At 40.2% G+C, this 16,677-nt stretch carries 13 protein-coding genes; 8 read left to right on the top strand and 5 right to left on the bottom strand.

Annotation, left to right across the window (positions count from 1 at the left end):
- The first annotated feature begins 34 nt into the window (after positions 1–34).
- Positions 35–1,522, top strand: a complete 1,488-nt coding sequence (locus VSAL_RS14060; protein WP_012549008.1) for an IS66-like element ISVsa2 family transposase — start codon at positions 35–37, stop codon at positions 1,520–1,522.
- A 23-nt stretch (positions 1,523–1,545) separates the two neighbouring features.
- Here VSAL_RS14060 and VSAL_RS14055 read toward each other — a convergent pair whose 3' ends face one another.
- The 3 genes from VSAL_RS14055 to VSAL_RS14045 all read right to left on the bottom strand — a co-directional run bounded on the left by VSAL_RS14055 (position 1,546) and on the right by VSAL_RS14045 (position 4,326).
- Positions 1,546–2,157, bottom strand: coding sequence for a TIGR04211 family SH3 domain-containing protein (locus tag VSAL_RS14055; protein WP_012551138.1), 612 nt, complete (start codon positions 2,155–2,157; stop codon positions 1,546–1,548).
- Positions 2,158–2,331: 174 nt separating this feature from the next.
- Positions 2,332–3,618 (bottom strand): inorganic phosphate transporter, encoded by a 1,287-nt coding sequence (locus tag VSAL_RS14050; RefSeq protein WP_012551137.1) that lies wholly within the window; start codon positions 3,616–3,618, stop codon positions 2,332–2,334.
- A 27-nt stretch (positions 3,619–3,645) separates the two neighbouring features.
- Positions 3,646–4,326 carry a TIGR00153 family protein gene (locus tag VSAL_RS14045; protein WP_012551136.1) on the bottom strand — a complete coding sequence of 227 codons (681 nt, stop codon included), beginning with the start codon at positions 4,324–4,326 and terminating at the stop codon, positions 3,646–3,648.
- A 186-nt stretch (positions 4,327–4,512) separates the two neighbouring features.
- Here VSAL_RS14045 and VSAL_RS14040 point away from each other — a divergent pair, with 186 nt between their 5' ends.
- Complete coding sequence (locus tag VSAL_RS14040; RefSeq protein ID WP_012551135.1) at positions 4,513–6,030, top strand: CYTH and CHAD domain-containing protein; 1,518 nt, start codon at positions 4,513–4,515, stop codon at positions 6,028–6,030.
- Between the two features lie 54 nt (positions 6,031–6,084).
- Here the strand turns inward: VSAL_RS14040 and VSAL_RS14035 are convergent, their stop codons facing one another.
- Entirely contained in the window at positions 6,085–6,846 is a 762-nt protein-coding gene (locus VSAL_RS14035) for a potassium channel family protein (RefSeq protein ID WP_012551134.1), read from the bottom strand.
- Between the two features lie 109 nt (positions 6,847–6,955).
- Here VSAL_RS14035 and VSAL_RS14030 point away from each other — a divergent pair, with 109 nt between their 5' ends.
- The 3 genes from VSAL_RS14030 (at position 6,956) to hldE (ending at position 13,123) form a co-directional block, all read left to right on the top strand.
- Positions 6,956–8,557: a methyl-accepting chemotaxis protein gene (locus VSAL_RS14030; RefSeq protein WP_012551133.1), complete on the top strand. Its 1,602-nt coding sequence runs from the start codon at positions 6,956–6,958 to the stop codon at positions 8,555–8,557.
- A gap of 125 nt (positions 8,558–8,682) precedes the next feature.
- A complete protein-coding gene (glnE, locus tag VSAL_RS14025; RefSeq protein WP_012551132.1) occupies positions 8,683–11,523 on the top strand; it encodes a bifunctional [glutamate--ammonia ligase]-adenylyl-L-tyrosine phosphorylase/[glutamate--ammonia-ligase] adenylyltransferase in 2,841 nt (946 codons plus the stop codon).
- Between the two features lie 169 nt (positions 11,524–11,692).
- Positions 11,693–13,123 carry a bifunctional D-glycero-beta-D-manno-heptose-7-phosphate kinase/D-glycero-beta-D-manno-heptose 1-phosphate adenylyltransferase HldE gene (gene hldE / locus VSAL_RS14020; RefSeq protein ID WP_012551131.1) on the top strand — a complete coding sequence of 477 codons (1,431 nt, stop codon included), beginning with the start codon at positions 11,693–11,695 and terminating at the stop codon, positions 13,121–13,123.
- Between the two features lie 75 nt (positions 13,124–13,198).
- Here hldE and tolC read toward each other — a convergent pair whose 3' ends face one another.
- Positions 13,199–14,524 (bottom strand): outer membrane channel protein TolC, encoded by a 1,326-nt coding sequence (gene tolC, locus VSAL_RS14015; RefSeq protein WP_012551130.1) that lies wholly within the window; start codon positions 14,522–14,524, stop codon positions 13,199–13,201.
- Positions 14,525–14,756: 232 nt separating this feature from the next.
- Between tolC and nudF the strand changes: the two genes are divergently transcribed.
- Genes nudF through cpdA form a run of 3 tightly spaced genes read left to right on the top strand, consistent with a single transcriptional unit; the run spans position 14,757 to position 16,676 of the window.
- Positions 14,757–15,404, top strand: coding sequence for an ADP-ribose diphosphatase (gene nudF / locus VSAL_RS14010; RefSeq protein ID WP_012551129.1), 648 nt, complete (start codon positions 14,757–14,759; stop codon positions 15,402–15,404).
- Positions 15,397–15,828, top strand: coding sequence for a DUF1249 family protein (locus tag VSAL_RS14005; protein WP_012551128.1), 432 nt, complete (start codon positions 15,397–15,399; stop codon positions 15,826–15,828). Before nudF ends, VSAL_RS14005 begins: the two co-directional genes overlap by 8 nt.
- Positions 15,829–15,851: 23 nt before the next feature.
- On the top strand, positions 15,852–16,676 hold the full coding sequence (cpdA, locus tag VSAL_RS14000; protein WP_012551127.1) for a 3',5'-cyclic-AMP phosphodiesterase: 825 nt from the start codon (positions 15,852–15,854) through the stop codon (positions 16,674–16,676).
- Position 16,677: the final 1 nt, after the last annotated feature.

Here is a 16,677-nt window from a genome sequence, read left to right as displayed (position 1 = left end):
TGATTACCTGTATTATCGTTATATAGTCATCTACATGACTGATAAAATAAAACCACTTCCTGATACCATTGACGAGCTGAAAGCACTTGTGCTTCAGCTTGAAAATAAATATAACCGTCTTCTAGAGCAATTTCGACTGGCTCAACATCAGCGCTTTGGTAAAAGCAGTGAATCTGACTCGACTCAATTTGATTTATTCAATGAAACAGAAGAAGAAATCATCATTGAAAATGATGACACACAAACGATTACCTACACTCGTCAAAAGCCAAAACGCCAACGCTTACCTGAAGACTTACCGCGTACTGTTATTATCCACGACATAAAAGATAAAACTTGTAAGTGTTGCGGTCTAGAGATGCATGCGATGGGTAAAGACATCAGTGAAAAGTTGGAATTTGTACCAGCTAAAGTGGAAGTTATTCAACATGTTCGTCCTAAATATGCTTGCCGAAATTGTGAAAAAAACAATACTTCAGTAGACATTAAACAAGCCCCAATGCCAGCGTCACCAATCCCTAAAGGGATTGCGACCGCAAGTTTACTTGCTCAAATTATTACGGCTAAATTTCAATACAGTCTTCCACTTTATCGTCAAGAAACGTTATTTCAGCAATGGGGTATCATTATTGGACGGCGAACGATGGCGGATTGGTTAATAAAATGCTCGGTACTATTTACCCCTCTTAATAACGAGTTACATCGTATTTTGCTTGAACAACCCACTCTGCATTGTGATGAAACAACGGTAAATGTGTTGGATGTTGAAAAAGCAAAATGTTATATGTGGGTCTACTGCTCTGGCTATGATTCTCCAGGCTCTGGTGTTTTGCCTGGAATTGTACTTTATGATTATCAATCTAGCAGGCATGGCTACCATCCAGTTAACTTTTTAAAAGGTTATAACGGGTATTTACATACCGATGGTTACCAAGGTTATGAACAAACTGAAGCGATTTTAGTTGGCTGTTGGGCACACGCACGTCGACGATTTATTGAGGCTCAACGTGTTCAAGTAAAAGGGAAAACAGGGAGTGCAGATTGGGTATTGAGTAAAATCCAAAAGCTATACCGGATCGAATCGTTATTAAAAGAGGCTTCCCCTGAAGCCAAGTATGTTGCTAGGCAGACAGAAGCCCGCGATTTACTTAAAGAGCTCCGTGATTGGCTTGATAGCGCAGTTAGTCGAGTATCACCTAAAACAAAATTAGGTGAGGCGATTAGCTATACATTAAATCAATGGGATAAATTAGTTCGTTATATTGATGATGGATTGTTATCTATTGATAACAATCGAGCAGAGCGAGCGGTTAAACCGTTTGTTATCGGCCGGAAAAACTGGTTATTTTCGGGTTCAACGGCTGGTGCAGATTCAAGTGCAATGCTTTACAGCATTGTAGAAACAGCAAAGGCAAACGGATTAATCCCTTACGATTATATTAGGTATTGTCTAGATCGTTTATGTGTTGGATCGCCAGATATCGATTCACTTTTACCTTGGAATGTAAAAGACAAGGTGTAGTTCCCCGCACGCTTACTAATAAATTAAGACCAACCGTTTTGTTTTTTCTTGCGGCTTGGGATCATGTGCGGAAGTAGAAGGCCAAATAGAAGACCAATACCAGCAACACCACCGCCATACATGAAGTACTTAAGTAGTAAGTCTTCTTTTTGCGTATCTAACTTAGCGCGTAATTCACGAACTTCAGATTGAGAGCTAACCAGTTGGTTATTTACATCGCTGTAGCTTTGCTCTAAATCTTGCATTTGTTGATTACGTTGAGTCAAGCTATCTGCCAACCCTGCTTTCTCATCATTTGCGGCTTTACGCGCATTTGCAAGCTGTGCTTTAACTGACGTTAATTCAGCTTGAACTTTTGGTAAGCGCTCTCCAAGACCCGCTTGGCGAGAAACAAACTTGCTTTCAACCCAGCCTTTACGGCCTTTAGTATCGACAATTTGAGTAAAGCTCGCATTTTTGTTGCTGCTTAATAGAGTCACTCGATCACCCGCATCTACGCTGCCAATGATTTTATATTGGTTACTTGGACCTGAGTGCATGTACGTAAACAGGTTATCAGAAATATAACGAGTTTGAGCTTGCGCTTGCGCAGCAATAGCCCAAGCAAGTAAAATCAGGCTAATAAAATGCTTCACAATAATATTCCTTTGAAAAATTGGTATTGAATCGTTTAAGTTAAAGAAAAAATGACACTCTTATCACTGTAAATTCAAACGAAGGTATAGATACTAAAAATATTTAAGCCCAGATGCAAGAAAAGAGGAGATTTTACTCTCCTCTTTGTGCAATTGTTTCAAAATTGATTAAGCTTATACTGGAGCGCCGATACCGAAGATGGCTTGTATTGCGTAGTAGAAAACGACCGCCAATAACGCACCAGCTGGTAGGGTAACAACCCAAGAGGCAACAATGTTACGTACTACACCTAAGTTTAGTGCGCCAATACCACGAGCAAAGCCTACCCCAAGAACCGCACCAACCAATGTTTGTGTTGTTGAGATTGGAAGACCAGTACCTGATGCTAATACAACAGTCGAAGCCGTTGCTAACTGTGCAGCAAAGCCACGGCTAGGAGTCAGTTCTGTAATACCAGTACCAACGGTAGCCATTACTTTATGACCTAAGGTTGCAAGACCAACAACGATACCAATACCACCTAGCGGAAGGATCCACCAAGCAATAGAGGTTTGAGAGGTAATTTGACCCATGTTTTCAATGGTTGAAACAACCGCAGACAATGGACCGATCGCATTGGCAACATCGTTAGAACCGTGAGCAAATGCCATCGCACAGGCTGTAATTACCATTAACGTACTAAAGATACTTTCTACGCCAGTAAAGCCACGGCTGTCTTTCTCATCATTTACTGTATTTGCAAATTTACGAGAAATATAAAGATACCCACCAACCATGACTAATGCAGAGACTGCAATAGAGGCTAGCCATGCTTCGCCGCTTGATAGGTGTAAGCCAACGTGTTTTAGACCTTTCTTGATCGTAACAAGTGCAATGACCATTGTCGTAATGAACATGTAAACAGGAACAAAACGTTTTGCGTTCATCAATGGTTTATCAGTATCGAAGATTAATCGCTGAGCACTAATGAAAATCATATAGGCAAAAATACCGGATATGAGAGGCGTGATTAACCAACTTCCCACAATACCTTGCACAGAACTCCAATTAACCGCTTCCGTACCAACAGCAACACAAGCAAAACCGATGATAGCACCGATAATTGAGTGCGTTGTTGATACCGGCCAACCCATGTAAGAAGCAAGTAATAACCAAGTACCAGCGGCAAGAAGCGCTGACATCATGCCATAAACTAAAACTTCAGGTTGATGAGCGAAAAGAGAGGTATCAATTACCCCTTTACGAATTGTATCTGTAACCTCACCACCAGCAAGGTACGCCCCTGCAAATTCGAAGATCATAGCAATGATAATTGCTTGTTTTACTGTTAACGCTTTAGAACCTACAGAAGTGCCCATCGCGTTGGCTACATCATTAGCACCAATACCAATAGCCATTAGAAGACCGAAGAAGGCCGCAACTATAATTAGGGTCGTGCCGTAGTTAGCAAGAATATCCATTGTAGTACCTGTTACTGAATCACAAACTTATGAGCGAGATAACATCAGTTCTAAACGAGAACCAACACGTTGTGCTTGGTCGGCAATGCCACCAACCCACTCAAGAATTTTATAAAGGAACATAACATCGATTGGGTTGTATTTGTGCTCGATGCCCATGAGTTGTTGACGCAATTGAATCTGCAGATCATCAGTATCATCTTCAATGATATCTAGTTTGTTGATCATTTCTGCAACTAAGGTGACTTCACGTCCTTTAAAGCCGGTTTCTAACAGTTCGTCTAATTCGCTGATTACTTCTTGGGCTTGGTTAGCCGCATCTAAACAACGCTGAACATAAGCTAGAAATGCATCCTGCATAGAGGTTGGAATTTCAAGTTGACGACCGACAACGCGACCTGCGATATCTTTAGCCAAGTTTGCGAGTTTATCTTGTTGAGTCAGAAGGCCGAGCATATCGGTACGATCAACAGGCATAAACAACCCGCGAGGAAGTTTTAAACGAATTTCACGTTTCAGAACATCCGCTTCTTTCTCAAGATGAGAAATTTGCGCACGAAGTTCATTCGCTTTTTCCCAATCACCAGTTGCACACGTTTCGAAAAACGGAATAAGCAGTGAGCAGCATTCATTGACACAAACAACGTGACGCTGCAAAGGTTTCATTGGGGACTTTGCGAATAACCCCATAATAGTATTTACTGGCATGGTTTCTTAACCTAATAAAACAACCACCTAATGGTGGATTGTTAGACGATGGCCACAAAGGCGCGAATGTTAACCCAATCCCACAATCAATAAAACTACTTTAGATCATGGTTTGGCTATTATTTCTTACTTGATACGGGATAGTTTAAGCCATATCCTTGGAAAGACAACGGTTATGAGGTCATTATGGAAACTGAAATAGAACTAAAGTTTTTTGTTTTTCCTGAATTTGCAGACACTATTATAGACAAAATTTCGGATGCCAAAGTCATAGAACACAGCAGTCTTGATTTAGGGAACACCTATTTTGACACGCCAGAACAGCATTTACGTAAGCACGATACGGGGTTACGTATCCGTCGCTTTAATGATGAACGTATTCAAACACTAAAGACCGCGGGTCGTGTTGTAGCAGGATTACATCAACGTCCTGAATATAATGCAGAGCATGATTCGGATGTACCTAATGTGTTATTGCATCCCGCAGATGCATGGCCAAACGACATTACATTAGATGCACTTCAATTGCAGCTTGCTCCTTTGTTTTCAACTAATTTTACTCGTAAGCAGTGGTTGATTTTAATGTCTGATGGCAGTGAAATTGAATTAGCTTTTGATCAAGGTGAGGTTCTCGCTGGTGATAAAACAACACCGATATGTGAAGTTGAACTTGAGTTGAAGTCAGGCCAAACGGATGCCTTGTTTACATTAGCTCGGGATCTTTGCCGTTCTGGTGGGATGCGCTTAGGCAATCAAAGCAAGGCTGCTAAAGGGTATCGTTTAGCCATGAATAGCCCTAAAGATAATGTAAAACCATTATCATTAGTCAAAACGAGTTCCAACGACAGTGTTGAAACGTGTTTTGTAAACTCGCTAGAGCATGCTTTGTCTCATTGGCATTATCACGAACAAATTTACGTTGATACACACGATAAATTAGCGTTGCAGGAAATTCGAATCGCAATCGCGTTTTTACGTCAGATCTTCCTTGTCTTCGGTGAAATGGTGCCAAAGCGTGCGAGTGAGTTATTACGACAAGAATTAAAGTGGTTAGAAGAAAAACTGCATTGGCTTGATGTTTCTGAGCATATTGAATACCTGACAGAAGAAAAAGGCAACGTACTAAGAAAACTGAATGCGCGTAAGTTTTTAGTTTCTAGTTTAGAAGAAGGCGCAAAAACACTGCCAAGTGATGACGAAATGCTCTCTCTATTAAGATCATCTCGTTATTGTGGTTTATTGCTTGATTTAAGCCGTTGGATTTTAACGCGAGATTGGCAACCTTTTTTAGATGATAAAAAACGTCAATCATTGCAAGAACCAATAGATGCTCATTCAGGAACGCTTCTTGATCGCACTTGGGAGGCGCTAGAGTCTGCTTTTTCAAGTTCCAATCAATTATTACCACAAGATTATTTTAAACAGAAAATGCGCTTACGCCGAAATTTGATGACGGGAACGTGTTTTGCTCTTATCTATGATGATGAGCGTCGTACTGGTTTTCGATTACCTTGGCTTGATTTATTGCAAGGCATTGATGATTTGATGAGTTTGGAGCCATTAAGAGCACGTGTTGACTTACTTACCGGTGAAGAAGAGCGTGATCAGTTAGAACGTTGGATTATTCGTCAAGAGCGATCCATGCTCCATGCAATGGAACAAACACGACGGGCTGGGTTAGCGTACCCTCCTTATTGGCAATAAAAATACGATCTATTTATTGTCTTAAGCTGTCATGAAATATAAAGAGAAGTGTGCTTACTTCTCTTTGTTATTTTCGATTTGATTAAGTCGTTCTAAAATTTCGGTTTGTTGCTGGAGGAGCAAATCAAGCTTTTGGCTTCGTACTATTTGCTCTTGCTCGTGCATATGCTTTTCTCTGACTTTTTCAGGCTCTGTAATTATGGAGGTAATTAAACCTGAAATCATACCAAAGATCCCAACGCCTGAAATGATGATAAAAACGGCCAGTATTTTTCCCGCAACAGTAATAGGATAATGATCACCATAACCGACGGTTGATATTGTCACAAAAGCCCACCATATCGCATCTCCTGCGGTTTGTATGTTTGCATTCGGGTTTTGCCCTTCAAATACAAGCATAAAGACAGAGCCAAGCGAAATTAATGTCACCATCAACACAAGAATAGAAGCAATAGTGGCTTCTTTTCGGTTTTTCTTAATCTGTTTTAAGACGGATTGACTGGATCGGAAAAGTCGGCATATTCTTAAAATATGAAAAATTCGGGCATATCGAATGGGTTCAATGATCGGAATACTGGCAATAAAATCGATCCAATGATCTTTCATATATTGACGACGATCTTGACTTCTAAGTAAATCAATACTTAATTGCAGAAGAAACAAGGCACAGATGGTGGTGTCGATACCAATCAACATTGCTTTACTGGCACTATTTAGTGGTAGAAACAGCAAGCTTGAGATCACAATTAATGATAAAAACGACAGTATCAGTGACATTAAGCTCATGGGTTTAAGGTCAATTTTGGTATGATTCATGTTAAATTTATATGTATCTCAGTAGATATAAAAAATGTGCACATAGGCTTGCACAGCTTGCTCCATGATGCACTAAATAATCAGAGACTTAAAGGAATGAGGAAATGCTATGCCCGTAATAACATTTAAGCCATGGGAAAGGCTGGTAACTGATATTAAGTTAGTCCCTAAATTGGTCATGTTAATGGTATTTAGTACCGTTTTGTTAGTATCAAAACAATTATGGGATGCAAATACGTTCTATCATGCCGTTATTGATGTTCAAAAAGAAAGCGCACAAAGCGCTGCGACAGCGAATGCAGAATTAATTAACGGTATTTTAAACAGCCAATCGGGCAATCAGCAATTGGTGGCAGAGGCCATCACCGCTCAAGCAAAGGCATGGACCACCGGAAACTACATTTACGCGATTGATCGTAATAGTGGGGAAGTCTTTGGCCATAAATCGATTCAATCGTTGTCTTCATTAACAGGATCTATTGATGGTGGAAACTCCGTTAACCAACTCTTGCGTAATGTATCGTCTCAGCAAGCGTATTCCCTTAATGATAATACTCGCTATGAGTTTGCCGTAAAAGTGGCAAATCATAATTGGGTTGTTGCTTCTTCATTAACAACAAAAGGTGCAGAGGCTTATTATCAAGAATATTTGATGCAAGTGATTTGGCAGACCATTGCCATGATTGTTGCTTTTATGGTTATTCTGTTGGGTGCTTCAAGCATTATGCTGCGCCAAATGCGTTACTTGAACAGTTCAATGAAAGAGATTGCGGCGCAAAATTTATCGCTACCTGTTGAGATGAATTGCAAAGATGAATTTGGTGATCTAGCAAGAGAATTAGATAAAACGCGTTTACAGCTTAAATCGGTTGTGGAGAATCAATTATCGGCATCTCAAGAGTTGGCCAGTTTGACTGAAATCATGACGATAAGCATGGAAGGAACAAAAGAAGCGGCCCAAGAAGAGTTTGCAGAAATTGATCAGCTAGCGACAGCAATGAGTGAAATGAATTCTACGGTTCAAAACGTAGCAGAAAATGCGCGCAGTGCCTCTATAGGGACAGAGCAAGCTAAAATCCAAGCAAAAATAGGTCAAGAATTTGTTCAAGGGACCATCATTAAAATTCAAGCACTGTCTGGTGATATAGCGGCTTCTGCTGAAGTGGTTAATCAAGTAGAAGAACGAGTAATATCCATTAGTTCAGTGGTTGAGACGATTCGTGGCATCTCAGAACAAACGAATTTATTAGCATTAAACGCGGCAATTGAAGCGGCACGCGCAGGTGATGCTGGTCGAGGTTTTGCGGTCGTTGCTGATGAAGTGAGAAACCTAGCACAGAGCACACAAGGTGCAACGGTTGAGATCCAAGAAATGATCACTCAGCTTCAAAACAGCGCGAATCAAGCCGTTGACCTAATGGAAAAAAGTGTGGTTGAAGCGGCTGAAGGCGTGGAATTGGTGACGAATGCTGGGACAGAACTAGACAGCATTGTGAATCAAGTGAATAACATTAATGAAATGAACTTCCAAATCGCGAGTGCTGCGGAGCAACAAAGCAGTGTGGCTGAAGAAATGGATCAGAACCTAACGAATGTTCGTGAACTGGTTGAAGCGTCAGTGGTTGTAATGACAGAGCTAACCGAAACCTCAGAAGAAATGAAGAAGAATGCTGAAGATCTCGAAAGTAAAATGAAGATGTTTAAGATCTAGTTTACGACGGTCTCTTTTTTTATGAACGCCCGCACTCAGTTGTGGGCGTTTTTGTTTGCGACAAAATACAAAGTTTGGCACAGTGTTAGCATTACCTTTGTATGGAATTTTCGATAAGGAATATCATGTCTTTGCCTTCATCATTAGTGTCTCTTGCTCAGCAACGTGTAGACGAACTAACCTATCTTTCTCATGTAAAAATGTGGCCTGAAGAATTTCAACAACAGTTACTGGTTTCTTTCGGTTGCAGTGATTTTTTGTATGACGCATTTCAACAAGATGAGTTTCTATGCGAACACTTTCCCTCATTTTTTGAGAATACGCCTCGAGCAGAATCATATCGTTCTCGATTAGAGATCCAGCTTCAGTTGTGTCTTGATGAAAATGCATTAATGAGAGAACTGCGTTATTTTCGTCGCAGAGAAATGAGTTACATTGCGTGGCGCGACTTTAACCGTTCGTGGTCATTAGAAGAAAGCCTGTCACACCTTTCTTTACTTGCAGAGGCGTTAATTGTTGAGTCTTACCAATGGATATACAAGCAAGCGTGTATCGATTGGGGCACCCCTAAAAATGAGCAAGGGGAAGAACAACCCATGCTTATTATTGGAATGGGTAAACTTGGTGGTGGAGAACTTAACTTTTCTTCGGATATCGATTTGATTTTTACCTACCCAGAAAATGGAGAGACAGAAGGAGCACGTCGAAGCATCGCTAATGCACAATTTTTTACACGTTTAGGGCAAAAACTGATTAAAGCTCTTGATCAAACCACCTTCGATGGGTTTTGTTATCGAGTGGATTTACGTTTGCGCCCATTTGGGGACAGCGGCCCGTTAGTCATGAGTTATGCGGCATTAGAAGATTATTACCAAGAACAAGGTCGTGATTGGGAACGCTATGCCATGATAAAAGCCCGAGTGATGGGCAAAGAAACATATAGCCATTATCAAGAATTGCGTCAAATGCTTCGCCCTTTTGTTTTTCGTCGTTATATCGATTTTGGTGCAATTCAAGCATTACGCCGTATGAAATCAATGATAAGTACAGAAGTTCGCCGTCGTGGATTAAGCAATAATATTAAATTAGGGGCTGGCGGGATCCGTGAAATTGAATTTATCGCTCAAGTGTTTCAATTAATTCGAGGAGGCAGAGAGCCTTCATTGCGAGGGCGTGGCTTATTAGAAACATTAGAGGCAATTAAAGTGTTAGGACAATTGCCCCCACAAGATGTTGATGATCTTGTCGATTCTTATTGTTTTTTACGTCGTTTAGAAAACTGCCTTCAGGCGATTAATGATAAACAAACTCAAACTCTGCCTGATGATGAAAGAGATCAACATCGTTTAGCTTTTGCGATGGGTGAAAATAATTGGGATGATTTATTCGTTACAATCCAACAACGAATGAATACCGTCCATACCGTTTTTGAAGAGCTTATTGGTCATGATGACGATGAATCAGAAAGCAATATTGATAAATCGTACAGTGAACTTTGGGATATGGCTCATAACCAAGATGTTTTAGAGCACATTCTGGAAGAGTTAAACCCAGAGCAAGCAGAAATTCTTGTCTTACAAATCATTAGATTTAAAGGGGAACTGAAAAAGAAAACTTTAGGTCCAAGAGGACGAGAAGCCATCACGCATCTAATGCCCAAACTATTTAGTATTGTGATTAGTCGAGAAGATGCGAAAGATACGTTACCGAGATTAACAAACCTGATTCAAGCAATCGCTACACGTACGACGTATTTAGAATTACTTGATGAGAACTCAGGGGCATTGCAACATCTTGTCCGTTTGTGTGCGGCAAGCCCGATGGTTGCCGAGCAACTTACTCGTTACCCAATCTTGTTAGATGAATTACTGGATATTAACCAACTCTATAATCCAATTGAATTAAGCCAATACAAAATTGAGCTGCATGAGTTTCTTGCTCGTATTCCTGAAGATGATATGGAACAACAGATGGAAGCATTACGCCAATTTAAGCAAGTTGGCTTATTGCGTATCGCTGCGTCTGATATTTCTGGTGGCTTATCATTAATGAAAGTGAGCGACCACTTAACGTACTTATCTGAAGCGATTGTTGAAGCTGCATTAAACCAAGCTTGGTTACAAGTGACTGAAAAGTTTGGAGTCCCCACACATCTTGAAGGTCGAGACAGTAAAGGGTTTGCAGTTATAGGTTATGGCAAAGTGGGCGGTTGGGAGCTTGGCTATAATTCTGATCTTGATATTGTGTTTATGCATGATTGTGATGCCAATACATATACGAATGGCAAAAAAGAGATTGATGGACGTCAGTTCTATTTGCGTTTAGCACAGCGAATTATCCATATTTTCTCGGTACGAACCGCGTCAGGTATTTTGTATGAAGTTGATACACGCTTACGTCCATCAGGAGCATCAGGGTTACTTGTTAGTACCAGTGACGCTTTTGATGAATACCAAAGAAAAGAGGCGTGGACATGGGAGCATCAAGCGTTAGTTCGTTCTCGTATGATTTATGGTGATCCTATTTTACAGGATGCATTTAATACAACACGCCATGAGATTTTATGCTTGAGACGTGAGAGTGCAAAATTACGACAAGATGTAGTCGAAATGCGTGAAAAAATGCGCGACCATCTGGGAAGTAAAAAACAAGGTCGGTTTATGTTGAAACAAGATGCCGGGGGCATTACCGACATTGAATTTCTCGCTCAATATCTTGTGTTAAACAACAGTCACGATAATCCTAAATTAACGCGTTGGTCTGATAATGTTAGGATATTTGAAAGTCTTGCTGAACAAGGCGTGATATCTGAAAGTCTTTCATCAACGCTGATTGATGCGTATTGTGTCATGAGAAATGAGATACATCATCGCAATTTATTAGGGTTTGATGCCGATGTGGCGGATGATTGTTTTCTTGATGAGAAGAGTGCGGTAATGACTGCATGGAAAGATTGGCTTGAATAGTCGTTTATTTACCTAATGATTGGGGGTGATTAGGGTTATTTAACCATGAGTTCAGTAATCCTAAGTTGGCGCAGAACTTGCGTAAATGCTACCATTTATAAAGATATTATTTTTGATAGATAGCAACTGTGAGTAAACAGGTGATTGCTATTTACTGCCGGAGAAAAAAATGAAACCGACACTTCCGAATTATGATCAATCTGGTGTATTGATTGTAGGTGATGTGATGCTTGACCGTTACTGGGTTGGTCCTACAAGTCGTATCTCACCAGAAGCACCCGTTCCTGTCGTTAAAGTTGAAAATAATGAAGAACGTCCAGGTGGCGCAGCCAACGTAGCAATGAACGTTGCAGCGTTAGGCGGACAAGCACATTTGGTTGGCTTAGTTGGTGAAGATGAACCAGCGCAAGCATTAACAACAACGTTAGAATCACTAAAAGTACATTGTGATTTTGTTGCGTTACCTAATTTCCCGACGATTACTAAATTACGAGTGATGAGTCGTGGTCAGCAATTGATTCGTTTGGATTTTGAAGAAAGTTTCCATGATATTCCTGCTGAACCGATCATTAGCCGTATGCAAGCGACGTTACCCAAAGTAAAAGCCGTTGTATTATCTGATTATGCAAAAGGTGCTTTAGAGCATGTGCAGCTGATGATCCAAGAAGCGCGTAAAGCGGGTGTACCTGTATTTATCGATCCAAAAGGCGCTGATTTTGAACGTTACCGTGGTGCGACATTATTAACGCCTAATATGCTTGAATTTGAAACGGTTGTTGGCAAAGTAAAAGATGAAGAAGATTTAGTTGTTAAAGGCCAACAAATCATCGAAGAGTTTGACTTTGAAGCCTTACTTGTTACACGCAGTGAGCATGGAATGACACTGCTTCGTAGTGATATGGCGCCATTGCATTTACCGACGCAAGCTCGTGAAGTTTTTGATGTTACTGGTGCGGGTGATACGGTTATTTCGGTTTTAGCAGCATCAGTCTCAACTGGGAAACCTCTTGATGAAGCGTGTGCGTTAGCAAATGCCGCAGCAGGCGTTGTTGTCGGTAAGTTAGGTACATCAACACTATCAACGATTGAATTAGCTGAAGCGATTCATGGTAGCCAAGATTCTGGTTTTGGTATTATTAATGAAGAGCTACTGATCAGTGCGGTAAAACAAGCGCGTGAGCGTGGCGAAAAAGTCGTAATGACGAATGGTTGTTTTGATATTCTACACGCAGGTCATGTGTATTATTTAAATCATGCAGCAGAGCTAGGCGATCGCTTGATCGTGGCTGTGAATACGAATGAATCAGTACAACGCCTAAAAGGCCCTGGTCGTCCTATTAATCCGACGGATCGCCGTATGGCGGTACTTGCAGGTTTAGGTGCTGTTGATTGGGTTGTTCCCTTCTCTGAAGACACACCACAACGTTTAATCTCTGAAGTATTGCCTACTTTATTAGTTAAAGGTGGCGATTATGAGATTAAAGACATTGCTGGTGGTGCTGAAGTGATTGCCGCAGGCGGTGAAGTGAAAGTATTAAATTTTGAAGATGGTTGTTCAACAACGGGAATCATTGAAGCCATTAAAGGTGGTAGAGGCTAATTTAGTTTTTACTCTTTAATCGCTAATAAAAAAGCCACATTATAAATAATGTGGCTTTTTTTATTTGATATCAGGTTATTTAGCTTGAGTTGTTTTACCCGCTTTTAGACCCATGTTGATATCGATAATATCTTGTTCGCTTAGTGTACCAACGGCTTGTTTTAGCTGAAGAACACTTAAAATGTAATCGTAACGAGCATTTGCTAGGTTACGGTTTGCATCGTATAAACGACGAGTTGAATCCAACACATCAACAATAGTACGAGTACCTACATCAAAGCCTGCTTCTGTTGCTTCTAATGCAGAGTTTGCTGAGATAACCGTTTGTCCGTAGGCTTTTAATGCACCAATAGAGGCATTAATGTTGTTATTGTAAGCACGAACATCTTTAGTGACTTCGCGGTATGTAGCTTCAAGATCTTGGCTTGCTGCGACATATTGGAATTCAGCTTGGCTTGTTAATGAACTTGTATTACCACCCGTGTATAGAGGGATATTTAAGTTAATGCCTGCGTTGATGTCACCGTAGTTACCGTCGTTTGCTGATAAGCCCGAATTGCTTTGGTCAGTATAATTATAACTAGCGTCTAATGTTAACGATGGCATGTGACCAGAGCTTGCTAAGGAGATGTTATCTTTTGCAATATCAGCACTAATGCGAGAAGCCAATAGTGTTAAGTTTTTCTTTTGAGCTTCTTCAATTAAAGTGTCAGATGATTGTTCTGAAGGACTCGCAGAGAAACGCTTAGTATCTAATACACTTAGAGAGGTATGACCTAAACCCGTAATAACACGAAGATCTTCGTAGCTGTTTACTAGTTGGTTTTCGGTTAATACTTCATTCGCTAGTACGCTATCGTATTCAGCTTGTGCATCATGAACATCAGTAATTGCGGATAGACCAACATCAAAACGTTGTTTTGTTTGTTCAAGTTGACGACCAACAGCGGCTTTTTCTGAGCGGACAAATTCTAGATTGTCGTTAGCACGTAATACATCAAAATAAGCCTGAGCAACACGTAAAATCACGTTTTGTTGCTCTGCTGCATAAGCAGAATCTGCTTGGCGAGCATTTTTCTCAGAAATATCTAAACTTACCCAGCTTGATTGTTGGTAAAGTTCTTGAGATAAATTAATACCTGCAGTTAATCGGTCATTATCTCTACGATCTTCATCACTACGTAATATGTTGTAACCTGCGGTTAAATCTATTTGTGGTAATAATGAACTTTGAGAAGAGTTCACCGCTTCAAATGCCGCATCTTTAGTCGCCGCAGCTCTTAATAATTGGGGGTCATTTTCTTTAGCTTGATTGTAGATTTGCGCTAGGTCATCAGCAGTAGCTAGAGAGCTGAAACTACCTAATGCCATTCCAATAAAAAGCGGAAGCAGTTTTTTCATGGTGGTTGATCCTGCAAAATTGTTTTATATAAAAATAGTACATAGAGTGTACCTTATCTCTATAGACTATGGCTGCAAAGATTACATTTTTTTACGTTTAATGAACTTTACCTATTGTAATAATGTGGAAAGGATCTAAAAAAAATGTAAGCATTATCAAAAAAAATGAGTTAAAAAATTGTTGCTCTGTATTATGAGTGATAAAACAGAGTTGAAATATTGGGAAATAAAAATGAATTCATCATCAAGTATAGTACGAGCGAATCAATTTACGGTTGATGATGTTGATGTTGTATCGAAAAATTCGTTATACAACGGTTTTTTTAAAATGACCAATATTGCTTTTCGTCATCGGTTATTCAGTGGTGGGTGGAGCGATATTATAGAGCGTGAATTATTTGAACGCGGTCATGCCGTTGCTTTGTTGCCTTATGATCCGGTGACTGACAGTGTTGTTATTATCGAACAAATTAGAGTTGGGGCTTTAGAGTCTGCTTCTCTATGGCAATATGAAATCGTTGCGGGCATGATTGATAAAGATGAGTCTGCAGAACAAGTTGCGATTAGAGAAACAGAAGAAGAAGCGGGGATTTCGGTCTCTAAATTAGAGAAAATATCACACTTTTACCCTTCGTCGGGTGGGTGTACTGAACAGTTAGATGTGTTTGTTGGTTGCATTAACTCATTAGAAGCCATCGGTATACATGGCCTCGAAGAGGAAGGTGAAGACATCAAGGTTCATGTTATGACTCGAGAAGATGCGTATGCTTTAGTGACTCGTGGCATAATTGAGAATGCCGCCACAATTATTGCGCTCCAATGGTTAGAATTAAATGTTTCTCGCTTAAGATCACAGTGGAACATGATAGAAAATGCGTAAATATCACGTTAATTTATCAGAGTTAATGCGAGTATATGAAACCAATTATGCCAAAATGGTGTCACTACTACCTAAGCCAGAAGTGATTGGTGCTCTTGTTAGTTATCGAGTATGTAAACAACAGTACCAGATAAAAGTATTGGAAATAACGGTATACACAACATTAGTTGAGCTTTACCAGATAGATGAAAACCCCGTGTACCCTTTGCCTAAATTAACCGTGAGACTGTATCACGACGCAAGAGTTGCCGAGGTTTGTGCTATTCAGCAATTGGCTTATATAAAAGCGAAATATGATTACCCGAATGGGAAGATGCTGCAAAAAGATGAAAAGCATCAATTGAATCAATTTTTAAGTGACTGGCTCACGTTTTGTTTGAAGAATGGGATAAGTCAGGAACCCATTTTTTTAGAGAAAAGTTAAAGAATTAAAAGGTTGTAGCTATTTTGCTGTCTGAAACACTACTTAATAAAAAAAACGGCCCAATTCGGTTGTTACAGATAACAGATACCCATTTATTTGCGCTCCCAGAAGGAGCGTTACTTGGCGTGTCTACGTTAAAAAGCTTTCAGAGTGTTGTCGAACAAGTTCAGCAACAGAGTCCTCATTTTGATGCGATTTTAGCCACTGGCGATATTTCTCAAGATCATACGGTTCAATCGTATCAGCATTTTGTTGAGGGTATTGAACCATTAAAAAAACCGTGTTACTGGCTTCCTGGAAATCATGATTATAAGCCAAGTATGGGGGGCGTTTTACCGTCACCTCAAATAAAAGATTGTGAACATTTGTTGATAGGAGAGCACTGGCAAGTTGTTATCTTAGACAGCCAAGTCGTGGGGGTTCCTCATGGCGCACTATCAACAGAGCAGTTACAGCTATTAGATTCTGCATTATCTCAGCACTCCGAACGGCACAGTTTGATTTTACTTCATCATCATCCACTTCCTGCGGGTAGTGCATGGCTTGATCAACATCAGCTGAAAGACAATGAAGTGTTTTGGGAAGTGTTAGCCAAGCATCGTAATGTGAGTGGCATTCTGTGTGGACATATTCATCAAGAAATGGATTGTATTGTGAATAATATTCGTCTAATGGCAACGCCTTCAACATGCGTGCAGTTTTTGCCAGATTCGAATGATTTTGCTTTAGATTCAAAAGCACCAGGTTGGAGAATATTGGATTTATTACCCAATGGAGAGATCGTGACTCAAGTGTACCGCTTAGAACAGTGTGAGTTTTCAGCAGATGCAGATGCAGGAGGATATTAAG

Source organism: Aliivibrio salmonicida LFI1238, from assembly GCF_000196495.1.
Taxonomy (GTDB): Bacteria; Pseudomonadota; Gammaproteobacteria; order Enterobacterales; family Vibrionaceae; genus Aliivibrio; species Aliivibrio salmonicida.
Note: the sequence above shows the minus strand (reverse complement) of the source record. Positions and strands in the feature narration are given on the sequence as shown.

Excerpts from the sequence above, each read along its gene's own strand:
- hldE (WP_012551131.1), top strand. The coding sequence starts at position 11,693 with ATGAAACCGACACTTCCGAATTATGATCAATCTGGTGTATTGATTGTA.
- nudF (WP_012551129.1), top strand. The coding sequence starts at position 14,757 with ATGAATTCATCATCAAGTATAGTACGAGCGAATCAATTTACGGTTGAT.
- VSAL_RS14050 (WP_012551137.1), bottom strand. The coding sequence starts at position 3,618 with ATGGATATTCTTGCTAACTACGGCACGACCCTAATTATAGTTGCGGCC.
- glnE (WP_012551132.1), top strand. The coding sequence starts at position 8,683 with ATGTCTTTGCCTTCATCATTAGTGTCTCTTGCTCAGCAACGTGTAGAC.
- VSAL_RS14035 (WP_012551134.1), bottom strand. The coding sequence starts at position 6,846 with ATGAATCATACCAAAATTGACCTTAAACCCATGAGCTTAATGTCACTG.
- tolC (WP_012551130.1), bottom strand. The coding sequence starts at position 14,524 with ATGAAAAAACTGCTTCCGCTTTTTATTGGAATGGCATTAGGTAGTTTC.
- VSAL_RS14060 (WP_012549008.1), top strand. The coding sequence starts at position 35 with ATGACTGATAAAATAAAACCACTTCCTGATACCATTGACGAGCTGAAA.
- VSAL_RS14040 (WP_012551135.1), top strand. The coding sequence starts at position 4,513 with ATGGAAACTGAAATAGAACTAAAGTTTTTTGTTTTTCCTGAATTTGCA.
- VSAL_RS14005 (WP_012551128.1), top strand. The coding sequence starts at position 15,397 with ATGCGTAAATATCACGTTAATTTATCAGAGTTAATGCGAGTATATGAA.
- VSAL_RS14045 (WP_012551136.1), bottom strand. The coding sequence starts at position 4,326 with ATGCCAGTAAATACTATTATGGGGTTATTCGCAAAGTCCCCAATGAAA.
- VSAL_RS14030 (WP_012551133.1), top strand. The coding sequence starts at position 6,956 with ATGCCCGTAATAACATTTAAGCCATGGGAAAGGCTGGTAACTGATATT.